Raw genomic sequence first — 21,124 nt, forward strand, 5'->3', positions numbered from 1 at the left:
AAACTAATCCTGCTTGTTCAGTTCTGCATAAGCCGCGCTGATCGTCTGGTCAATGTCAACTTCTGGTGCGATGCGGCCCTCCCGATCAACCAGCTGCAGGTGCGCCAAAAATTCAATATTCCCCTGACCACCTTTAATCGGCGAGAAATCCAGTCCTAAAACATCAAAATGATCAGCGGTCGCAAAGCCCAGAACATGCTGCAGCACTTCTTCATGCACCTTACGATCACGAACGATGCCATGCTTGCCAACGTGTTCCTTGCCGGCTTCAAACTGCGGCTTGATCAGGGCCACGACCGAGCCGCCCATTTTCAGAATCTGGGCCAGTGGCGGCAGAATCAGACTCAAAGAAATAAACGATACGTCAATCGAGGCAAACTCCGGCTGACCATGCGTAAAATCAGCCAGCTTGCTGTAGCGGAAGTTGGTCTGCTCCATTACCACGACGCGCGGATCGTCCCGCAGCTGCCAAACCAGTTGATTGGTACCAACATCTAAGGCATAGCTGAGCTTGGCGCCGTTTTGCAGCATCACGTCGGTAAAGCCACCGGTCGAGCTGCCAATATCCAGTACCACTTTGTCTTTAACCGAGATGTCAAATACCTTGAGTGCCTTGGCCAGTTTCAGACCACCTCGGCTGACGTACGGCATCTTCTTGCCCTTCATGTGCAGCGTTGTCGTAACGGGAATCTTTTGCCCTGGCTTATCAAGGCGCTCATTGTTCTTGCCTAGGATCTCGCCAGCCATTACGGCACGCTTGGCTTGTTCTCTGGAATCGAACAGGCCCTGCTTGACTAGTAAAATATCAACGCGTTCTTTTTCAATCATAATCTCGTCCTATAGTTTAAAGTATGCCAAAAATTGATCAAAACCAGCCATTGATCGTCCTGTCAGTTCTGCCAGCTGCTGTTGAGCATTTTTTGCCTGAACAAGGGCTTTTTGCAGCTGTTCTTTAGCACCATCAAGTCCCAACAGTCCTGGATAAGTGTTTTTTTGCTCAGCGGCGTCTTTTTGAGTTGCCTTGCCCATCTGTGCTGGCGTGGCTACCACGTCCATGATGTCGTCATAGATCTGAAAAGCTAAGCCAAACTGCGCGCCAAACGTTCCTAAAAGGTCAATGACTGTAACCGGCTGCTCAGTGATGATGCCACCTGCCTGAACCGCGTATTTGAGCAGTGCTCCCGTTTTTTGGCGATGCAGATACTGCAGCTCGGTTAGCTTCAGATGCTGACCCTCGCCCTCGATATCGCGTGCCTGTCCAGCAACCATACCGCTGGGACCGGCCGCCTTAGCCAAAGCCAGCGTTAGATTCACCTGAACGTCAACTGGCAGCTGATTGTCCGTCAGCCATTGAAAAGCCAGCGTCAGCAAGCCGTCACCAGCCAGCGTCGCCATCCCTGCGCCAAACTTGACGTGATTGGTTGGCTCGCCCCGCCGCAGATCATCATTGTCCATTGCTGGCAGATCATCATGAATCAGCGAGTAGGTGTGCAGCAGCTCTAAGGCACAGGCAGCCCGCAGCGCATTCTGGTCGATCTTTTTGCCCAACATCTCAATCGTTGCCAATGTCAGTGCCGGCCGTAAGCGTTTGCCGCCCGCTTCAACCGAGTAGCACATTGATTCTTTTAAAGTCGGCTGGTCGATGTCCATTGGCAGAGCCTGGTCCAGATAGGCATCGATCCGTGTTTTAAGTTCCGTTATCGTGCTGACCATTTGCTCATTCCTTTCATTAATCGCAAATTAGAAAAGATCAACGTTATCGTCCTGACCGTCTTCAAATCCCTGGCCGCTAAACTGTGAACGGTATCCCTGGTGTCCTGAGCCATCATCGCTGCGGCTGTCGGTTGGATCCTCGACTTCCTTGCCATCGTCTTTCATCAGATGGGCAACCGTGGCCTCCGCGTTTTGCAGCTGTTTTTGCAGACCGTTTGCCAATTCCATACCGGTTTTGAATTCATTCAATGATTCTTCCAAAGACAGATTGCCCTGCTGCAGCTCGTTGACGATTTGCTGCAGCTGACTCATCTGTTCTTCAAAGCTAGGTTGTTTTGCCATTTTTTACCTCTTATTGATTTTTTTGATTACTGCTTCAGCCGTGCCATCACTAAAATGCAGCGCCACTTGCTCATCAGGCTGCAGCTGACTGGTGCTGGCAACGACTTTATTATCTTCTTTGGTCACATAGCTGTAGCCGCGCGCCATCACTTTCAGCGGACTCAGTGAATCCAGCTGACTGAGCAGATTCTTGAAGCGGTCGCCTGCCGACAGCAGCTGCTTATCCATGGCATGAACCATTGCCTGCTGCAGTTGTGTGAGCTGTTGTCGATTCTGCTGCAGTCGATTGGCTGGCGCATTCAATAAAAGCGAATCCAACAAGCGCTGCCAGGCGTGACTGGTTTGCGAAAGGCGCCACTGCATGGACTGCTGCAGCTTTTCAGTCAGCTGGTCAACATGCTGCTGTTCGCCTTCATACAGACGAGCAGGCTGAGAAAATACATAGCTGCTGGTCAAGACCTGCAGCTGCTGCTGGGCCTGCTGCAGTTGGTTCTGAATCGTATTAGCCATCTGCGTACGGGCCCGCTGCAGTTCAGTCAGAATGTCCAGCAAATGCAGCTGGGTCGCCATTTCCGCTGCCAGTCCCGGTACCTGAGCCCGATAATCAGCCGCCAGATCACAGATGGTCGTATCAGTTTCATGACCAACCCCTGAGATTACGGGAATCGGGCTGGCCGCTACTGCTCGCGCCACGATTTCTGAGTTGAACGGCATCAGATCTTCTTCTGAGCCACCACCCCGCGCCACGATCAGCGTATCAAACGTGCCATTGATGCCAGCGCGCTGTATCTGGCGGGCCAGATCCTCAGCAGCCCGCTCGCCTTGTACCTGCGCTGGATAAAAAACCACTTGAGCCAAGGGATTGTTGTTGCGAATCCGCGTAATCATATCATGCTTAACGGCCCCATCATTGCTGGTTACAATCGCAATCCGCTTAGGAAACCGATTCAGCGGCCGCGGATTTTGCGCATGCGAAAATACCCCACTGGCCTTCAGTTTTTTATAGGTTTCTTGAAATGCCAGCTGGGCTGCACTGACGCCAACCGGCAGCATCCGATTGACATAAAACTGATAGCGGCCGTTTCTTTCATAGACCGTCACCTTGCCGCCCAAGATAACCTCCATGCCGTTTTCCGGTGTGAAGTCGACTTTTTCCCAGTCGCTGCTAAACATGACGGCATCGATTACGGCCTGCTGATCTTCGGGCGCGTCATCATCTTTAAGCGAAAAATACTGATGGCGTGCTCTTTGCTTAAAGTTGGTCAGCTTGCCAACGATCCAAAGATTTTTTTGCAGATAAGGATCAAAATCAAATTTGCGTTTGATATAGCGAGTCAGTTGATTAACCGTCAGGCAATCCTTTTTATCCATTAATTTCCGCGCTCCATTCTGCCAGATCAACCGTTTGTTCCATTAAAGAGGCAATCGTCATTGGACCAACCCCACCTGGAACGGGCGTAATCATTCCCGCGACCTCTTTGACTGATTCAAAGTCAACGTCGCCAACGATCGTCCCGTCATCCAGCCGATTGATGCCGACATCGATCACCGTGGCTCCCGGCTTAACGGCATCGGCCTTGATCAAATTAGGCACGCCGGCTGCTACGACCAGAATATCGGCTTCACGCGTTCGCTTAGCTAAATCCTTAGTGCGCCGTCCGGTAATCGTTACCGTGGCATCCTCATTGATCAGCAGCGCCTGCAGCGGCCGACTGACCAGCGTGCTGCGGCCAACGATCACAACGTCCTGGCTGGCCAATGGAACGTGGTAATGGCGCAGCATCGTCATAATTCCCCGTGGCGTGCAGGCAACTGGATAATTGCCTTGAACGTTGTTATAGAGCTTACCGACATTGATGGGATGAAAACCATCAACGTCTTTGAGCGGATCAATCAGATTAACGATTGCCGTGTCGTCAAGATGATTAGGCAGCGGCTCTTGTACCAGGATTGCGTGAATCGATGGATCGCTGTTTAAGTGCTCAACCGCCTGTACCAGTTCAGCTTGCGTGGTTGAGGCCGGCAATTGTTCTCGTACCGACTTCATCCCCAGACTGTGCGCCTTTTTTTCCTTGCTGCGCGTGTAGATCTGGCTGGCTGGATCATCACCAACCAAAATCGTTGCAATCCCCGGCGTAACGCCTTTTTCCTTTAGCTTCTCAATACGCTGCTTAGTGTGGGCGTTGACTTCTTTAGCCAATGCCCGACCGTCGATCAATGTTGCCACTAAAATCTCTCCTTATCAGACTGCATAAAAATTGCATATGTTTATATTCTAGCATTAAAGCCGCAACAAAAAAACTCATCCCCGCTTTGGAGATGAGTTTTTTGATTAATTTTGTTCGCTTTCAATGCTGCCTAAAACACCATTGATAAAGCGGTACGACTTTTCATCGCTGAAGTCGTGTGCCAAGCGTAAGGCTTCGTTAATAGCCACGGCATTTGGTACCTGCGTGTATTCCAGCTCGTACAATGCCAGGCGCAGAATCACCAGATCAGGGCGAGCCAAGCGTGATAAGGTCCAGCCTGGAGCCAGCTTGGATTCGATCTGAGCGTCCAGTTCATCTTGGTGAGCCAAGACGCCATTGACCAGCTCTGGCAAGTAGGCCGGCACCTCTTCATCCGGCTTGAGCCCCAAGCGTTCTGCGTAGATTGCCTCGCGATCGATTTCCGGATCCGAAGCCAATGCAAAAAGCGTTTGAAAGGCGCATTCACGGATCGCATGACGACTAATTTCCACTATTCTTCACCATCTTTGTTTTCGTGTTCCCCAAAAATATCATTGGGGTCAACCTGTTGCTCTTCTTTTTCCGTAATCACGCCCTGTACGTGAACGTTGACTTCCTTAACGCTCAGATCAGTCATCAGCGTAACCTGCTGCTTGATTTTATCTTGAATCTCAGCAGCAACCTTAGGAACGGAAACGCCATATTCCAAGTAAACGTCAACGTCAATCGACAGTTCGTCATCACTGTTGGAAAGCTTAACGCCGCGACGATGGTCAGAACGCCCCAGTAATTCACTGACGCTGTTGGCAATCGAGCCATGCATGCGTGAAACGCCCTCAATTTGACCAGCGGCAATCCCTGCAATGATTTCTAAGACACGTGGAGCGATTTGAATCGTACCCAACGATTGATCTTCGCTGTTTAAGATAATGTTGGAATCTTCTGCCATTTGTCAGCCCTCCAGTTTTTTCGTCATTAAGACATCCTTTTAATTATGCACTATTCCGCCAAAATTGGCAACCATGCTAGCTTAGCGCGGTCAGTGCAAATTCGTCAATTACTTTTACATCATGATTGTACCAATCGTGAATTACCAAGTCTACCTGCTTGACGACAAAGCTGCCAAATCGCAGTTGATCCATCTTGGCCAAGTCAAAAAGTAGCCCGTTAGAATCGTTCAGTGGCGCTTTAAAACGGGCAATCGTAACATGACCGGATGCTGTCTGATAACGCTCAGCAAGCGGTAATTCTTTAGCCAGCTTTAAGCGCAGCGCCTCCCGCAGCTCAAACAGCTCATCAGAATAATATCCCGTTGCCAAAATACCGCTGGGACTGGCAATCAAGCCTTGCAGCGTGACTGAAAACGGGCGGCAACTTGCCAGCAGTTCTTTGATACTGTTTTGATAGGCCGCTAAGTCAGCCGGTGCCAGCGAAAAATCAGCCCGTGCCCTAATCAGATCCAAAACGGTCAGATGCAGATCCGCCAATGGATAACAGTAGAGATTGGGATTGGTGATTCGCAGTTTCTGCTGAGCATAGCCGATGTTTCTGCCGACATGAACCGGCAGCCGAGCAAGCAGCGTCAAGCCACGTCGCGAATCTGCCTTAACTTGACATAAATACGGATCGGCAAACTGATTTTTTAAGATGGCTGCGTTGCCTTTTTGATCAATTGACTTATATAAACTGTCTAGCTCTTTTTTCATCTTAACATTTAACGATTTCCAGCTCGGTTGGCGCCGTCGTCAGCACTTCAACTCCGCCATGCGTTACCAAAATATCGTCTTCAATGCGCACCCCGCCGATTTCTGGAATATAGATCCCCGGCTCCACGGTAATGACCTGGTTGTTTTGTACGATCACATCGCTGGCATTGGGACCATAGCTGCTTGGCAGTTCATGAACGCTCAAGCCAATGCCGTGACCCATGCCATGATTGAACTCATCGCCATAGCCAGCAGTTTCAATGATCTGGCGGCCGGCAGCATCCAACTGATCACCGTGGATTCCGACCCTGGCAGCTTCAATCACAGCCTGGCGAGCTTCATTGACGATTTTATAGACGTCCTTTAGCTCTGGATCAATATCGCCAATTCCAAACGTCCGCGTCATGTCCGCCGTATAACCTTCAACAAAGTAGCCAAAGTCCAGCGTAACGATATCGCCTTCTTCAATTTCCTTATCGCCGGCTGTTGCGTGCGGCATGGCAGCGTTGGCACCACTGGCACAGATGGTCGGAAACGAGGCGGACTCGGCACCATGCTCCTTCATCCACAAATCAAGCCGGTTGGCAACCTGTCTTTCGGTCATTCCTGGTTTAATAAAACTCAAGACGTATTCATAGCCAGCTGACTGCAGCCGGGCAGCCAAGCGGATCTTTTCAATCTCATCGGGGTCCTTGATTGCCCGCATCGACTCAATCAGCCCATCAAAAGGTACGATGTCGGCAGTCATGATTTCATCTAAGACATCATAGATTCGGTAGTCAATCGTATTTTCAAACCCAATGACCTCAATCTGCATGCCCTGACAGATCTGATTTAAAGCTCCCCAGTAGTCCCGCGTGATCGTAGCCACGACCTCATCGCTGTCAAATTCCTGCAGCTCAGTAGCATAGCGATCATCGGTAATCAAAATGGCGGCATCCTTGGTAATCAAAAGCTCGCCATCCCCCTGCATCAAGTCAAAGCCGGTAAGATAGAAAATATTTGCCTCATTGGTAACCATAAACGCGTCAATATATAAAGCATCAAATCTTTTCCGCAGTCGTTCAATTCGTGAAGCCATATTCAACAACCTTTCTTTTTCATCTTTATCAATCATTATTTTAAGCCATTAAGTCGTCAAGAGATGAACGAATGGACGTATTGACAGTTCATAAAAGCGCTCATCTGATAGCTGGTGCTGCTCGTTTTCCCAAAAGCGGCTGGTCCAAAACTGGCCGATATTGAGCCAAATAAAATTTAGTGCAATCTGCTCTGGATTCACGTCCTCCCGAATCCGGCCGCGGTTTTGCATCTGCTCTAAATATTGCGTGATCTGTTCTTGAATGCCATTTTTAATCTGGTGAGTCGCAGCATGCAGCTTCTGCTTTTGCGCTGGGTCCTTGACCGTGCTCATCAGCATTACCATCACATGCTGCTTAGGCCACTGCTTTCGAAAACATCTGGAAAAATCAATCAGATCGGTTTCCAGATCCCAAACCGGCTTAAAATCAGCTATGATGTCCATCAGACTCTTGCGATATCTGACGATCAACCCGGTTGCCAAGCCAAGCTTATCGCCAAAATGACGAAAGATCGTACTTTCATTAACGCCAGCGGTCTGGGCCAGCTGTACGGTTGTCGTTGCGCTGTACCCTTGCTGTTCAACCAATTGAGCAAACGCCTGCATGATTTTTTCATCGGTGGCTGACTTGCTTTTCATTGGCCCATCTCCTTTCCTGCTTAATTTTACTACATTGCAAGTATTTACTTGCAATATTTTTTGAGTATAATAACTTCTAGACTAATTTCTGTTAATTTTAAATTAACTGCTACAATTTTAGAAGGTGAAAAGTTTGGTAAAAACCATTTATTATACCGAACCAACTGATGACGTAGTTCAAAGCGCGCATCAAGACTTTCAGCTGCCTGATGATTTTTGCTGGCTGCGCACTAAGCCGGCTGAACGCTGCTGGTCTTTGATGGTGCGCAGCAGTGCCAAAGCGTTTGCCTATCTGTATACTTATGGCTATCGGCAAACTCGAATCATCGGCCTGGAAAAGCTGAGACCCTACCAAAAACAGGGATACTTTGTCTACGGCAATCATACGCAGCCGATCAACGACGTATTCATGCCGTTTTTAGTCGGTCAGGCCCGGCATTTCTACGCGTTGGCAGCTCCAGCCAACTGGGGGATTCCTGTGATCGGCCCACTGCTTTCTTTTGGCGGCGCGCTGCCGGTTGGCAATTCGCTTCACCAAACTGCACAGCTCTTAAAAGCCGTCCAAAAAGTCGTTCAGCATCAAGGACATGTCTTCATCTATCCTGAAGCTCACGTCTGGCCTGCCTATACTGAGATCCGCCCTTTTCCCGACACCAGTTTTCGCTTTCCAGTTAAAACGCAAAGCCCGGCATTTTGCATGACGACTACCTATCAAAAGCCGCGTTTTGGGAAAAAGCCGCGTCTAACTGTTTTTATTGATGGACCGTTCATCCCTGCTAAAAACCAATCGGCTAAAAAACAGCAGGTCTGGCTGCACGATCAGATCCAAGCCACAATGAACCAGCGCGCCCACTGCAGCAGCTATGAATCCATCAAATACGTTCAAGAAAGAAGATGAAACCGTGAATATTTTATTTTGTGGCGATCACCGCGCTGAAGATGGCGTCTTGATCGTTACGCTTTCTCTGCTTCACCATGTCAAAGAGCCGTTAAACATCTATGTTCTTACCATGAAAACAGCTACTGAAACCCGCGAATACGAACCGTTCAGCCAAAAAGCCGCCGATCTTTTGACCCAGCAGCTTCAGTCCTATAATCCACAAAATACGCTGCATCTGATCAACTGCACTGAATTATTCAATGAATCGCAGCCGTCAGCCAACATGAATTCCCGCTTTACGCCCTATTCCATGCTGCGCCTTTATGTCGACTTGATTCCCGACATGCCAGATCGCCTGCTTTATCTAGACAATGACGTTATCTGCCGCGAGCCTTTTGACGATTTTTACTATCAAGATCTGACTGGCGTGCAGGTCGTCGGCGTACTGGATCACTATGGCAAATGGTTCTTCCACCATCAAATGCGCATGGCCGACTATATCAATTCAGGAATTCTGCTTTTGAATCTGCCAGAGATCAAGGCAACCAATCTATTCGTCAAGGCACGCCGTATGATTGCCACGCGCCATATGTTCATGCCGGATCAAGCCGCGATCAACCGTCTTTCGCACGCCAAAAAGATCGCGCCGCGGCGGTTCAATGATCAACGACGCCTTCATCACGACACCGTTTTTCAGCACTTTACCACCAGTTTCCGTTTCTTCCCGTGGTTCCACATTCTGACCGTTAAGCCATGGCAGATCAGCAACGTCCATAAAGATTTGCGGCTGCATGAATATGATGGTCTGTTGGAAGAATATCAGCAGCTTAAATCTGAACTATAAGGAAGGTCAATATGTCTCAACCAATTCCAATTTTCTATACGATCAGCGATGACTTTGCACCCTATGCCGCCGTAGCGATTGAATCACTCCTGCCTTACGTCTCATCAGATCGCCAATATCAGATCATCATCGTTCATCAGGGCTTGCGGCAGGCTACGCGGCAAAATCTTAAAAGTCTGACGCGCGATAACGTTGAAATTATTTTTTATGAAATCAATGATGCCAAGCTGGGGGCCATTCAAAATCGTAAAGAAAACTTTTTGCGGGCCGATTTCTTCACGCCCAGCATCTTTTATCGACTGTTTTTAGCGGATCTTTTCCCGCAATACGATAAGGCAATCTATGTCGACAGCGATACGGTCTGGAACGGCGACCCGGCAGAAATGTTTGCCATCGCACTCAATGACGATCTGATCGGGGCAGCCCCCGACCATTCTGTAGAACACGTTGCTCCAATGCAGACCTACATCAAAAATGCAGTCGGCGTACCGGCAGCTGAATACATCAACTCTGGCGTTTTACTGATGAATTTTAAACAGCTGCGTCAAGATGATTTTACTCAGCACTTCTTGTATCTGCTGCAAAAATATCATGTCGACTGCATCGCTCCCGATCAAGATTATCTAAACGTCATGTGCAGCGGCCGCATTACCTACCTGAACGAAAAATGGAATGCCATGCCTAAAGATGATGAATTTGCTGCTGAACGTGTTGACGATCCCAAACTGATTCACTACAACCTCTTTTTCAAGCCATGGCATTTTGATCAAGTGATGTATGATCAGTACTTCTGGCAAGCCGCTCAAAAAACGCCTTACGCCCAGCAGCTCAAAACAGTGCGGGCCAACTATACGCCAGCCATGCAGCAGCTTGACCGGGAAAAATTAATGAGCATGCTCAATCACGCTGACGAGCTGCCGAAAAATCCAGTTACGTTTAAGAAGCTGCAGGACCAAGGAGAGCAGGTGCGGCTTTCATGATTATTGGCGACCATCGCGATCAAGTGATCAACAATATTGCCGATCACGCGCAGCAGGGCCTCTTTAACGAAAAAGTCGAAATTGACGACCCGCAGATGACCTCAGCAGAAAGCCTAGATATCATTAATCAATTTTGGCAGGATCAGACTCATTGGCGCGCTCGCTTTGACAACTTGATTGCCAGAACCACAATGCGTGGAATCACGGACTGGTTCAACCACGATACCACGTTTTGTGGACTAGAAAATCTTAAGCCGCTTTCGCCAACTCAAGGCGCAGTAATTACCAGCAATCACTTTAATCAGCTGGATAATACCGTCATCCGCAAGCTGGCCCAAAAAAATCATCGTCGCCTGTTTATCGTCATTCAAGAAACCAATCTCAAAATGGGCGGCTTGATCGGCTTTTTGATGAATCATCTCGATGTCTTACCGCTGGCTAAAAACGTCAACTATCTTGGCCGCACGCTGCCGCAAAAAATCGCGCAGCAGACTAGGCATGGGCACTGGGTTCTGATCTATCCAGAACAAGAGATGTGGTTCAACTACCGCAAGCCTCGTCCCGTCAAGCGTGGTGCCTACTACTACGCTGCCAGGGCCAACGCGCCGATCATATCTTGTTTTACGGAAATCATCGACCTGCCCAAAGCCGAAAAAAATAACGACGATTTTTATCAGACCCGCTATCGGTTGCACGTTCTGCCGCTGATTTGGCCAGATCCCCAGCTTTCGGTCAACGAAAACGCCAAGTTGATGATGGAAAAAGACTATGCTCAAAAAAAGGCTGCTTATGAAAAGGCCTATCAGAAAAAACTTGACTATCGCTTTACTCCGCACGATATCGCGGGCTGGCGCGGTTAATCACCGTTTTTTAATAATTTTTTGATAATCTACTTGCATTTTGTAAGATGTCATGTAAAATAAGGGCATGTTTAAAGATGCGTTGATAAATAACCAGAAAGGAGAGGTGCATCATGATTAAGTCTAACTTTGCTATGAACATGACTTGTTGCTGCCTTTTTCTTTCTGCGGAAAAGGCTTGTTTTACATTCGTATAAACAGCCTGATCGACAACCCAGTCGATTGTAAAGCCCCGCAGACTAGCAATAGTTTGTGGGGCTTTTTGTATCCATCGCACTTTAAATTATGACAAACTCACCGGTGAAAGTCTGATTGTTTAACTATCGCAATCGTTAGGAAAGGAGCACCTGATGACTAATCCGCGTCTTAAAATCGGCATCTTAAACTTGATGCATGACAAAGTTGCCACTCAGCAGCGTTTTTCATCAATCTTTAAGGCCCTTGATCCCACGGTTGAACTTACTTTTTTCTATCCCGTTGACCACTACCGCAATCGGCCGGTCCCAAAACTGGTTCAACAAATCTCTGAACCGCTGGACCTTAACAAAGTAAGTCAGCTGCAAGGATTCATCATTACGGGTGCCCCGATCGAGCAGATTCCGTTTGCACAGGTCGAATATCATGATGAGGTCACGCGCCTGATTGATACGCTGGTCGACCTAAACATCCCGCAGCTCTACATCTGCTGGGGTGCCATGGCTGCCGCCAACTATCTGTATGGCATTGAAAAACGGCAATTGACCAAAAAATACTTCGGCGTCTTTGACAATGAGGTTTTGGTTGAAACCCCCGTTTTAAATGGCCTGACCATTCCCTTCCCGGCACCGCATGCACGCTATGCCGAGCTGGACCATGACCAGATTCGCCAAACGCCTGGACTGACGATCAACGCCGTGTCTAGTGATGACTACCTGCTTTCGCTAACCGGTAGCGACAATCAAGACTTTTTGTTTGCCCACCTTGAATACGATCGTCTGGCACTATTAGCCGAATACCAACGGGAAACAGCTGCCCATCCTGATCGTCACTACGCATTGCCTAAGAATTATTTTAAAGACATTAATACGCTGACTGATCCCCAATTCAAGTGGGAAAAAGTCCAGCAGCTGTATTTTAAGAACTGGCTGCAAAAAACAGCTGAATATTCACAAAACGCACTAACCATTGCCTAAAGGAGAAAAAATTATGTCAAAAATCTACACTTCAATCGACCAGCTGATCGGCAACACGCCTCTTTTAAAGCTTAACCGTATTGTTCCTGAAGATGCCGCCGACGTCTACGTAAAGCTGGAATTCTTCAATCCTGCTGGCTCCATCAAAGACCGGATCGCGCTGGCAATGATTGAAAAAGCCGAAGCAGAAGGCAAGCTCAAACCTGGCGACACGATCATCGAACCAACTTCAGGCAACACAGGGATTGGGCTGGCCAGCGTAGCAGCTGCCAAGGGCTACCACCTGATTATCGTCATGCCAGAAACGATGAGCGTTGAGCGTCGCAAGCTGATGCAGGGTTATGGTGCGGAACTGATTCTGACGCCTGGTGCCGATGGAATGAAGGGCTCAATTGCCAAAGCCCAAGAACTGGTTGACACCAAAGGCTACTTTATGCCAATGCAGTTTGAAAACCCAGCCAACCCAGCAATTCATGAAGCGACGACTGGTCAAGAAATCATTGATGCTTTTGGCAAGGACGATCTGCCTGACGCTTTTGTTGCCGGGGTTGGTACTGGCGGCACGCTGAGCGGTATCGGCCACGCCTTGAAAAAAGCCGATCCAAACATTAAGGTCTACGCCTTGGAGCCTGCTGAGTCACCACTGCTTAAAGAAGGCAAGGCTGGCAAGCACAAGATCCAAGGTATCAGTGCCGGTTTCATTCCTAAGACGCTGGATCAAGAAGTCTACGACGGCATTATTGAAGTTTCCAGCGATGATGCTATTAAGACCGGTCAAGCAGTCGGTCGTCTGGAAGGCTTCTTGCCAGGTATCTCAGCCGGTGCCAACATTTATGGCGCAATTGAATTAGCTAAGCAGCTGGGCAAAGGCAAGAAGGTCGTAACGGTATCTCCAGATGGCGGCGACCGCTACCTGTCCACTGATCTGTTCAACTACTAAAAATCAGCAAAAGCTCCAACTTGAGATTTCTCAAAAGTTGGAGCTTTTATTATTGCATCAATAATTTTCGATCAATGCTGCCACGCGATCCTGCAGCTCAGCAACCGAATGTCGTCGCGAGCGAGCACATTCCTTGGCTGGCTGGCCACAGATCAGGCATTGGCGCTTAGGCAGTCCCAGTTCAGTTCGCGATATCGAAACGGTCTGATTGTTTTGACGACTCAAAACATCAAGATCAAATAGCCGATGAGCAGCCTGAGCCTCTTCAAATTCTGTTGTCAGTCGTTTGACCTGCGCAGCTGGGCCATCAACCAGATAGAAACGTTCTGGCCCTGTCGACTCCCCTAGCCATTGCTCAGCCATCCTAAACTGAAATTTAGCGGCCAGCTGTTTTTCAAAAACTGCCAAGCCAGCCGCAAAAAAGTCTCTAATCGTTTGATTGTTCTTGATTGGTCCAGGAATATTCAGCTTAGCAGCAATCACAGTCTGATCCGGATGTTTTGCCGTCAGCTGATTCTGCAGGGCCACGCGTCGATCACGGTTTGCCAAGACGGCCGGAATTGATTGCGGCTTTCCGTTTTCAAATAAATGATTCATTTTATTATTCCTCATCTGAATTGCTTTGACAGCGCCAACCAAATAAAAAAGCTCAAGGCAGCTGATAAAAATATCAAATGCTTTGAGCTTAATTTTATTATTCGGCAACTGGGTAAACCGAAACTTTACGGTTGCTGCGACCCATGCGTTCAAACTTAACAACGCCGTCGATCTTAGCAAACAAAGTGTCGTCACCACCGCGACCTACGTTTTCACCTGGGTGAATGTGGGTACCACGTTGACGGTAGATGATAGAACCGGCCGTTACGACAGAACCGTCAGCAGCCTTAGTTCCCAGACGACGACCAGCAGAGTTACGACCGTTGGCAGTCGAACCGCCCCCTTTGTGGTGGGAGAAGAATTGAAGATCCATAATCATAGTTTTCACCTCCAGCTTGAAATTTGTTTTTAAGACATTTTTATGTCAATATTTTCAGCATACTGTTCTTGAATGTCAAGCATGGCTTCCAAGAATGTCTGCATTAAAATCTGGGAATCGTGTCCCGGATCAATTGAGCTGACCTTAAGCAAACCGCCATTCGCATGATCTGCCGTAATCGTAGCAGGCTGCTTGACGACTCTTTCCAAGCCATTGACCGTTGCGATTGCCAAAGCAGAAACCGCAGCACAGACAATGTCTTGTCCATAATCGCCATGATCGGCATGCCCAGTCATCTCAAACGAAGCTATTCCATGATCCTGATTGGTATGAAAAACCGCGCGAATCATTGAATCACCCCATTAAGCGTTGATCGTGTCAATCGTAACCTTAGTGTATGGTTGACGGTGACCCTTCTTGGTGTGGGTGTGCTTCTTTGGCTTGTACTTGAAGGTAACAACCTTCTTTTCCTTGCCTTGCTTGTCAACAGTACCTTCAACAGTAGCACCGTCAACAAATGGCGTGCCGACCTTAACGTCGTCGCCGCCTACAAAGATAACCTTGTCAAAAGTTACCTTTTCGCCTTCTTTTGCGTCCAGCTTTTCAACGTAGATAGCTTGACCTGCTTCTACCTTGTATTGCTTGCCGCCAGTAACGATAATTGCGTACATCAGTTTGTGCACCTCCTTAATTTCTAAGACTCGCCGGCCGAGCAGCCGAAGCTTTTAAAACTCGGTTGCGTGCGGTTGTAGTTGTTGGTTCACAAATACAACGCTAATATCATATCAAAACATTTTGATTGCGTCAATAAAAATCAAGCCACAACAAAATAAAAATCACCAAGTCCAAAAAGCTCGGTGATTTTTTACTAGATTTCTAAGGCTGACTTGACCTTACCATCAAAAAACGAGGTTAAAAGCATTCCCTCACCGCTGAACTGCTGCAGCATCTTCATCATGCTTTGCGTCATATAGCGTGGCGTATAGATCATTCCATCCTGCAACCAGCTTTTGATTACGCCCAGCACGGCGGATGCCAAAAATGAAACCTGCATTTTGACTGGAACATCGAAATCGTCAAATTCACTATCCAACTGTTTGGCATATTTCGTTAATTCCTGGCAAAGGCGATCGTAGAGCTGTGCATAGAAGAAATCATTGCGTTCATTATTCAATAAGACATCAAAGACTTCTGCACTGTTTTCGATGCATTGAAAGGCTTCATTTAAAGACAGCACCTGAACTGAGTTGCCAGAAGTTGAGATCTGGCGCTCAACCATAATTTGTGCAAACAGATCATCCAGAATCTCATTCATTGCTGATTTGATAAAGTCGCGTTTGTCCTTATAATGTAGATAAAATGTACCTCGAGTAATATTTGCCGTTTCAGTAATCTTTTGGACGCTGATGTTTTCAAGCTTCTCATGCTTCATCAGATATACAAGTGCCTTGCGGAGACTACTGCGGGTCTTAACTACACGAGGATCAACCTTGCTGCCCGTCATTGACACTACGCCTCCAATCTAAAAAACGCTCTTTAGGTTAAAACATGTAGCTGGTCTACAAACTTGTTCTACCGTTAGATTAAAACGATGTAAGCGCTTTGTCAATAAATTAGACTTCCATTAACATAAAAGGTTTTGCAATGGTCTAATCAACTGTATTATTGACATTTTCGTGGAATATAATATACTTAATTAGGTCTGGGGCAATAGCTCAACTGGATAGAGCATTGGTCTTCTAAACCAAAGGTTGTGGGTTCGATTCCCACTTGCCCCATTAGTAAAAATCATAAGGCATCATTACCACTCAAAATACTGTTATGTCAGCCTTTTGAATTACCATTTCATAGCCTGCCTGTTGGTAAATAAAATCTTTTGTTGCCTTTATGTTACCCTTACAATTATCTTAAACGGTATTGGTTATATATCTCATTTAAAGAAAACATCGCTAATCATTAATTAATTTGATTAGCGATGTTTTTTGTCTCATAAACGTTCATCTAAAAAATCTCTTTTTAGTCTATTTAGCAAAAAAGTTTAAGATTTTATTAAGATATAGTTTTGTGTTACAAAACTATTGCATTTTTTAATAAAAGTAACAATAATGAAACATATAGACAATGCTTTTGATGGGATCACAAAACGTTGCCACTCTTTATCATTTCGTTGATTCTTTCTTTATCTGTAGTTGGTCAAATCTTTTGGCAATAAAATCCCCGCCGCTAAGTCCCATAGCTTAACGGCAAGAAGCATCGCCTTTCCTTATCAACAAAAACGGCATCCGTCAAATGGCGAATGTCGTTTTTATTATCTGAAGAAACAGCTGGTCCCTGACAAACCGGTTCTTAAAGCATTATAATCAGCGCTGCCTTTCTTTTGCGATCCTGCAAAAAAGCTCGCAAAAGCATGACGTACGGCTTTAGCGAGCTTGATTGACTTAATAGTTGTCTTCTTGACGCTGAATATTGATCTTCAGCTTTTCTTCATAGGCTGCCATGATTTCATCTTCAGTAAAGCCAAAATCAACCAGCCCCAGCTTTAAGAACAGATGCCAGGCATGACGGAAATCTTCTTGCCGATGATTGAAGTAGCTGCCATATAAGAAGTTTTTAATTGCCAGATATTCCTTATTCCAATCTGGTACCTTTTCAGCCGGTTTGCCATTTTTGATCCGGGTCAGCATTTGCTCATCCAACACGATCAGATGCGTCCACTGCTTCTTGGCACTAAACAGCAAAAAGAAATTCAGCGCGTCAACGTATTCTTCTAATACCGTCTGATGATGCGTCCGGCCGGGAAGCTGCTTTCCTTGATGTTCCTTCCACACTTTGAACCATTCCGCGGCATTGGCAATCTCTGCCAGCTCAACGTCCAAGGCAGTAAAAACGTTTTGTACGCGAGCTTCGGCGCCAAGTTGAATATCATGATCCTCATCCAGCTGCCAGTCAAATTCAATTGATTCGTGCAGCAACTTAGTAATATCTAACAAACTAATCTTCCTTTTCTTCTGCTTCTTTTGTTTCAACCAAATCAGCAGTCGGCTGTTCGATTTGACTGGCTGGCTGATCAGGCGTCGTCATCGTCAGATTTTCCGGCTCATCAGCAGCAAAAATCATTGCATCGGTCCGGACTGCTAAAAATTCACGGTTGTCAAGATACCATTCGCGAACCAGCGGATAGTGCAGCAAGACATCAAAAAATGAAACGCGCTCCTCGCTGTCTAATACCCGAAAGCTCCATTCCTGGCTGTAGTCATCCGGATCAAAAGCCAATTGCAGACGGACGTTTTGATCCAGCCGCAATTCGGCACCATTGTTTTGCGGCAGGCTCAGCAGCATATAGTCGGTATCCGTGGTCTTGACAAACAAGCGATCGATAATCGTCAGCGGCAGATCTGGTTTTTGCAGACGGAACCGTGCGCCATTGCCAGTTTCTAAGATGCCCAGGTCAATCACGAAGTCCAGCTGTTTTTCCAGCAGCAGAGCAAACTTGATCATTGGCTGCACCACGGCTTGCAGATCCAGATCACTAAATTTCTGCGTCTGACGCACGATGAAAAAGTCAACCAGTGCCCGATTGCTGAACTTCAGAATCTGGTGCTTCAAATTCAGATAAAACAGTGGCTCATGATGATGCTGCTCGGCAAAGAAGGCCCCGCCATTACGCGGATCAATCTCAAAAGTAAATCGCTCTTGATCTTCCATTGGCGAAATCTTGGCCAACAGCTGATGGTGAATATCATTTTCTTCGATTGTCAAGCCAGACTCATTGTTTAATTCCAGCATCCGCGCCATTAAAAGCAGATAGTAGTCGGCCAGCTGATAGTGCTGTGGGAACTTGACAAATGCATTTTCCAGGCTGAGCCCTTCCAATTTTTCCGTTGCCGCAAGCAGTTCTTTCGGATCCTTAGTCGAAGTCAGCTGATTAAGCAGAGCCACATAGCGTTGACCAACTTCCAGGCCTTGGGCGATCGAATCACTGAGCGAGCGAACGCGATCGGCCGCCGTTGAGATCATTTGATTATTGCTCATCTGCGCTCACCCCCGCTTGCTTGCCGCCTAGGCTCTTAAGATAGCTGGCATACAGATTCCGATTGGCCAGTTCAAAGTCCTCAAACGTGCCAAACGTATCAACAATACTCTTTTGTTCGTAGCTCAAGATTGTGTTTTCCTTGGACAGATCCAGGACTACGCGCTCATTTTCTTTGATCGTATCAGCAGCAGTTCGCGATTCTTGTTCTTCATCTTCCAACTTGCTGATCTGTTCAACGATTACCTGCCGTGCTTCACGGTTTTTATTGGATTCAAACAAACCGCTGTGCGCACTGGCATCCTTAAGCTGACTCTGCAGTTCGGCTCGCTTTTGCTCACGTTCCTGACGATTATCGATCAGTTTTTGCAGACGATCGTTTTCACTGGAGATCTGTTCGATGCGATCGCTGTTATAGCGCTTGTTTTGCTTGCTCAGCTCAAACGCGCGCGCCAGCTTTTGGTATTCTTCCTGATCAAAGGCAAAGCGGATATTCAGCACGTCTAATTCGCCAAACCGCCGCCGATCCCACCAATTCCCAAAATAGATGCGGTAGTGACCAGTCTGGTATTCCTCGTAGTAAAAGAATGGATAGGCCTTGCCCAAATATTGAATCAGGTTGGCACTCAAAAAATTGCTCAACTGATCAGCCAGATCATCGACCAGGTTCATTACGCCCTGTTCATTCGGCTGCTGCTCGCGATGCTCGATTTCAGCAGCATAGCGTTGATTGTCCAGCAATTGATATACCTTGCAGTCATCATGATGATCGACCGCGGTTTCCAATTCTTGCAGATACTTGATCTTAGTAGCAATTTGTTTATTGATTGCTTGGCTTACATCAAGCGCACCATTTGTCTGTTCAACATTTGCCATAGCTTTAACTCCTTAATTTAATACTGATTTAATCTTAGCGGATTTTTGACAACTTTTAAAGCGATTAATCCAGGTAGTTGCAAAATCTTTACCATTGGCGATAACGGTTGCAAATTTATCCAGAATGACTATAATATAGTTGTTCGAGTATTACACATATGTGGACTACTTGAATGTCAAGAAAAGAGGCGAAACTATTATGGCACGTAAGTTGAGTAAGCAAGAACGAAAAGAAATGGCCCGCAAGGCTATGGAAAAGCGTGGCAACAAAAAGCCTAGTGGTTCAGGCTTCGCTAAGCTGGATGCAGATGCCAAAAAGCTCAGTGAATAGTTTTTGTCACGATTCTGATTTAAAAAACGCAGCGTCACTTGCAACGCTGCGTTTTTTTCATCGCTAAAATAAAAAGACCTGCAGCTTGGCAGGCCTTTTTGGCAAAACACAAATTAGTATTGGAGCATGTACTTGTCACGTTCCCAGTCAGAAACGTGTTGACGGTAACCGTCGTATTCACGCGTCTTGGCTTCAAAGAAGTTCTTGTAGAGGTGTTCGCCCATCGATTCACGAACGACTTCATCAGCACGCAGGCTCTTCAAAGCGTTGTGCAGGTTGGATGGCAGATCCTCAATGCCCTTGGCTTCACGTTCTTCTGGCGTCATCATGTAGATGTTTTCCGTAACTTCCTTCATTGGCGTCAGGTTGTTGCGCAGACCGTCCAGACCGGCTTCCAAAATAGCAGCAATTGCCAGGTATGGGTTAGCCGTGCAGTCAACGGAACGCATTTCAACTCGCGTTCCCATCTTGCGGTCGTCTGGAATCCGAATCAATGGTGAACGGTTAGATGCAGACCATGCAACGTAAACCGGTGCTTCATAGCCTGGTACCAGACGCTTGTAAGAGTTAACGGTTGGGTTGCAGATTGCCGTCAGTGCGCGCGCGTGCTTCAAGATACCAGCCAGGAAGTGGTAGGCCGTGTCAGACAATTGCAGTTCGCCTTTTTCATCGTAGAAGGCGTTGTTGCCGTCCTTGTCAAACAGTGACATGTTGGTGTGCATCCCAGAGCCGTTGATGCCGGACAATGGCTTTGGCATAAACGTAGCGTGCAGACCATGCTTTTTAGCAACTGACTTAACAACAAACTTGAACGTTTGAATGTTGTCGGCAGCTTCCAGAGCATTAGCGTACTTAAAGTCGACTTCGTGTTGGCCAGGAGCAACTTCATGGTGCGCAGCCTCAACGTCGAAGCCCATCTTTTCCAGTGCCAAAACGATGTCGCGACGGCAGTTTTCACCAGCATCGGCAGGCTCCATGTCAAAGTAGTTTTCGTTGTCGTTTACTTCAGTCGTTGGATTGCCCTTTTCATCAGTCTTGAACAAGAAGAATTCTGGTTCCGGACCAATGTTGAATGAAGTAAAGCCTGCCTTCTTCATGTCGTCTAAAACGCGGATCAAGTTGTTGCGTGGGTCACCAGCAAATGGCGTACCATCAGTCATGTGCACGCTGCAGATCACGCGGGCTACCTTGCCGTGTTCCTCACCCCAAGGAAAGACCAGCCAAGTTGACATGTCAGGGTAGAGGTACATGTCACTTTCATTGATGCGGACAAAGCCGTCAATTGAAGAGCCATCAAACATCATCTTGTTGTTCATCAGCTTGTCTAATTGGCTGACAGGCAGGTCCACGCTCTTAGTCGTACCAAACAGATCTGAGAACATTACCCGCAGAAAATGAACGTTTTCCTTTTCAACCAATTCATGAACTTCTTCTTTAGTGAATACGTGTTTTGCCATTTTATTCCATTCCTTCCACGATTGCTACTTCACAACTAGTTTCAGATGGCTAGACCAATTAAGGGATTG

General features: G+C 47.1%; 26 protein-coding genes, 1 tRNA gene and 1 other annotated feature. Of the genes, 8 read left to right on the plus strand and 19 right to left on the minus strand.

Translation table 11 applies throughout. The features are described from left to right. Nucleotides 1-3 precede the first annotated feature (3 nt). The 10 genes from H0G69_RS06850 to H0G69_RS06895 all read right to left on the minus strand — a co-directional run bounded on the left by H0G69_RS06850 (nucleotide 4) and on the right by H0G69_RS06895 (nucleotide 7,709). The gene (locus H0G69_RS06850) at nucleotides 4-825 is read right to left on the minus strand and encodes a TlyA family RNA methyltransferase (protein WP_033935204.1); all 822 of its coding nucleotides are present in this window, start codon (nucleotides 823-825) and stop codon (nucleotides 4-6) included. Nucleotides 826-837: 12 nt separating this feature from the next. Further along, nucleotides 838-1,713, minus strand: a complete 876-nt coding sequence (locus H0G69_RS06855) for a polyprenyl synthetase family protein (protein ID WP_180304523.1) — start codon at nucleotides 1,711-1,713, stop codon at nucleotides 838-840. A gap of 27 nt (nucleotides 1,714-1,740) precedes the next feature. Next, a complete protein-coding gene (locus H0G69_RS06860; RefSeq protein ID WP_006499581.1) occupies nucleotides 1,741-2,055 on the minus strand; it encodes an exodeoxyribonuclease VII small subunit in 315 nt (104 codons plus the stop codon). A 3-nt stretch (nucleotides 2,056-2,058) separates the two neighbouring features. Further along, nucleotides 2,059-3,426 (minus strand): exodeoxyribonuclease VII large subunit, encoded by a 1,368-nt coding sequence (xseA, locus tag H0G69_RS06865; RefSeq protein WP_180304524.1) that lies wholly within the window; start codon nucleotides 3,424-3,426, stop codon nucleotides 2,059-2,061. Continuing rightward, on the minus strand, nucleotides 3,419-4,282 hold the full coding sequence (locus tag H0G69_RS06870) for a bifunctional methylenetetrahydrofolate dehydrogenase/methenyltetrahydrofolate cyclohydrolase (protein WP_006499579.1): 864 nt from the start codon (nucleotides 4,280-4,282) through the stop codon (nucleotides 3,419-3,421). Before H0G69_RS06870 ends, xseA begins: the two co-directional genes overlap by 8 nt. A 105-nt stretch (nucleotides 4,283-4,387) precedes the next feature. Further along, on the minus strand, nucleotides 4,388-4,795 hold the full coding sequence (gene nusB / locus H0G69_RS06875; RefSeq protein ID WP_006499578.1) for a transcription antitermination factor NusB: 408 nt from the start codon (nucleotides 4,793-4,795) through the stop codon (nucleotides 4,388-4,390). Beyond that, nucleotides 4,795-5,232: an Asp23/Gls24 family envelope stress response protein gene (locus H0G69_RS06880; protein WP_006499577.1), complete on the minus strand. Its 438-nt coding sequence runs from the start codon at nucleotides 5,230-5,232 to the stop codon at nucleotides 4,795-4,797. Before H0G69_RS06880 ends, nusB begins: the two co-directional genes overlap by 1 nt. Before the next feature lie 76 nt (nucleotides 5,233-5,308). Then, nucleotides 5,309-5,989, minus strand: a complete 681-nt coding sequence (locus H0G69_RS06885; protein ID WP_180304525.1) for a 2'-5' RNA ligase family protein — start codon at nucleotides 5,987-5,989, stop codon at nucleotides 5,309-5,311. A 1-nt stretch (nucleotide 5,990) separates the two neighbouring features. Then, nucleotides 5,991-7,070, minus strand: a complete 1,080-nt coding sequence (locus H0G69_RS06890) for a M24 family metallopeptidase (protein WP_180304526.1) — start codon at nucleotides 7,068-7,070, stop codon at nucleotides 5,991-5,993. 48 nt (nucleotides 7,071-7,118) lie between these two features. Further along, on the minus strand, nucleotides 7,119-7,709 hold the full coding sequence (locus tag H0G69_RS06895) for a TetR/AcrR family transcriptional regulator (RefSeq protein WP_180304527.1): 591 nt from the start codon (nucleotides 7,707-7,709) through the stop codon (nucleotides 7,119-7,121). Between the two features lie 124 nt (nucleotides 7,710-7,833). Between H0G69_RS06895 and H0G69_RS06900 the strand changes: the two genes are divergently transcribed. The 6 genes from H0G69_RS06900 to cysK all read left to right on the plus strand — a co-directional run bounded on the left by H0G69_RS06900 (nucleotide 7,834) and on the right by cysK (nucleotide 13,385). Then, nucleotides 7,834-8,607 (plus strand): lysophospholipid acyltransferase family protein, encoded by a 774-nt coding sequence (locus tag H0G69_RS06900; protein WP_180304528.1) that lies wholly within the window; start codon nucleotides 7,834-7,836, stop codon nucleotides 8,605-8,607. Further along, entirely contained in the window at nucleotides 8,573-9,433 is an 861-nt protein-coding gene (locus H0G69_RS06905; protein WP_180304529.1) for a glycosyltransferase, read from the plus strand. Before H0G69_RS06900 ends, H0G69_RS06905 begins: the two co-directional genes overlap by 35 nt. A gap of 11 nt (nucleotides 9,434-9,444) precedes the next feature. Further along, nucleotides 9,445-10,413, plus strand: coding sequence for a glycosyltransferase family 8 protein (locus H0G69_RS06910; RefSeq protein ID WP_180304530.1), 969 nt, complete (start codon nucleotides 9,445-9,447; stop codon nucleotides 10,411-10,413). Beyond that, nucleotides 10,410-11,273, plus strand: coding sequence for a 1-acyl-sn-glycerol-3-phosphate acyltransferase (locus tag H0G69_RS06915; RefSeq protein ID WP_006499570.1), 864 nt, complete (start codon nucleotides 10,410-10,412; stop codon nucleotides 11,271-11,273). Before H0G69_RS06910 ends, H0G69_RS06915 begins: the two co-directional genes overlap by 4 nt. Before the next feature lie 350 nt (nucleotides 11,274-11,623). Then, nucleotides 11,624-12,445 (plus strand): homoserine O-acetyltransferase/O-succinyltransferase family protein, encoded by an 822-nt coding sequence (locus tag H0G69_RS06920; protein WP_180304531.1) that lies wholly within the window; start codon nucleotides 11,624-11,626, stop codon nucleotides 12,443-12,445. Nucleotides 12,446-12,458: 13 nt separating this feature from the next. After that, nucleotides 12,459-13,385 carry a cysteine synthase A gene (cysK, locus tag H0G69_RS06925; RefSeq protein ID WP_180304532.1) on the plus strand — a complete coding sequence of 309 codons (927 nt, stop codon included), beginning with the start codon at nucleotides 12,459-12,461 and terminating at the stop codon, nucleotides 13,383-13,385. A gap of 57 nt (nucleotides 13,386-13,442) precedes the next feature. Here cysK and citX read toward each other — a convergent pair whose 3' ends face one another. From citX to H0G69_RS06950, 5 genes are all read right to left on the minus strand, one after another. After that, nucleotides 13,443-13,982, minus strand: coding sequence for a citrate lyase holo-[acyl-carrier protein] synthase (citX, locus tag H0G69_RS06930; RefSeq protein WP_048345333.1), 540 nt, complete (start codon nucleotides 13,980-13,982; stop codon nucleotides 13,443-13,445). A 97-nt stretch (nucleotides 13,983-14,079) separates the two neighbouring features. Then, the gene (rpmA, locus tag H0G69_RS06935; RefSeq protein WP_006499566.1) at nucleotides 14,080-14,361 is read right to left on the minus strand and encodes a 50S ribosomal protein L27; all 282 of its coding nucleotides are present in this window, start codon (nucleotides 14,359-14,361) and stop codon (nucleotides 14,080-14,082) included. A gap of 29 nt (nucleotides 14,362-14,390) precedes the next feature. Next, complete coding sequence (locus H0G69_RS06940) at nucleotides 14,391-14,711, minus strand: ribosomal-processing cysteine protease Prp (protein WP_006499565.1); 321 nt, start codon at nucleotides 14,709-14,711, stop codon at nucleotides 14,391-14,393. A 12-nt stretch (nucleotides 14,712-14,723) separates the two neighbouring features. Further along, nucleotides 14,724-15,032 (minus strand): 50S ribosomal protein L21, encoded by a 309-nt coding sequence (gene rplU / locus H0G69_RS06945; protein WP_006499564.1) that lies wholly within the window; start codon nucleotides 15,030-15,032, stop codon nucleotides 14,724-14,726. A gap of 16 nt (nucleotides 15,033-15,048) precedes the next feature. Further along, nucleotides 15,049-15,119, minus strand: a sequence feature (ribosomal protein L21 leader region). Nucleotides 15,120-15,229: 110 nt separating this feature from the next. After that, nucleotides 15,230-15,865 carry a TetR/AcrR family transcriptional regulator gene (locus H0G69_RS06950; protein ID WP_033935193.1) on the minus strand — a complete coding sequence of 212 codons (636 nt, stop codon included), beginning with the start codon at nucleotides 15,863-15,865 and terminating at the stop codon, nucleotides 15,230-15,232. 200 nt (nucleotides 15,866-16,065) lie between these two features. Between H0G69_RS06950 and H0G69_RS06955 the strand changes: the two genes are divergently transcribed. Continuing rightward, nucleotides 16,066-16,139, plus strand: a tRNA-Arg gene (locus H0G69_RS06955). 660 nt (nucleotides 16,140-16,799) lie between these two features. Here H0G69_RS06955 and H0G69_RS06960 read toward each other — a convergent pair. From H0G69_RS06960 to H0G69_RS06970, 3 genes are read right to left on the minus strand one after another with little or no spacing between them, the layout of a single operon-like run. Then, nucleotides 16,800-17,351, minus strand: coding sequence for a dUTP diphosphatase (locus H0G69_RS06960; RefSeq protein WP_033935194.1), 552 nt, complete (start codon nucleotides 17,349-17,351; stop codon nucleotides 16,800-16,802). A 1-nt stretch (nucleotide 17,352) separates the two neighbouring features. Beyond that, the gene (locus H0G69_RS06965) at nucleotides 17,353-18,393 is read right to left on the minus strand and encodes a hypothetical protein (RefSeq protein WP_034540496.1); all 1,041 of its coding nucleotides are present in this window, start codon (nucleotides 18,391-18,393) and stop codon (nucleotides 17,353-17,355) included. Further along, on the minus strand, nucleotides 18,383-19,267 hold the full coding sequence (locus H0G69_RS06970; RefSeq protein ID WP_006499967.1) for a hypothetical protein: 885 nt from the start codon (nucleotides 19,265-19,267) through the stop codon (nucleotides 18,383-18,385). The genes H0G69_RS06965 and H0G69_RS06970 overlap by 11 nt, the downstream gene beginning before the upstream one ends. Nucleotides 19,268-19,466: 199 nt before the next feature. Here H0G69_RS06970 and H0G69_RS11090 point away from each other — a divergent pair, with 199 nt between their 5' ends. Then, nucleotides 19,467-19,598 carry a hypothetical protein gene (locus H0G69_RS11090; RefSeq protein WP_006499968.1) on the plus strand — a complete coding sequence of 44 codons (132 nt, stop codon included), beginning with the start codon at nucleotides 19,467-19,469 and terminating at the stop codon, nucleotides 19,596-19,598. Between the two features lie 113 nt (nucleotides 19,599-19,711). Here the strand turns inward: H0G69_RS11090 and glnA are convergent, their stop codons facing one another. Next, complete coding sequence (gene glnA / locus H0G69_RS06975) at nucleotides 19,712-21,055, minus strand: type I glutamate--ammonia ligase (RefSeq protein ID WP_006499969.1); 1,344 nt, start codon at nucleotides 21,053-21,055, stop codon at nucleotides 19,712-19,714. Nucleotides 21,056-21,124: the final 69 nt, after the last annotated feature.

Origin of the sequence: Limosilactobacillus mucosae, from assembly GCF_013423865.1 — a bacterium.
In the GTDB taxonomy this organism is placed as follows: domain Bacteria; phylum Bacillota; class Bacilli; order Lactobacillales; family Lactobacillaceae; genus Limosilactobacillus; species Limosilactobacillus mucosae.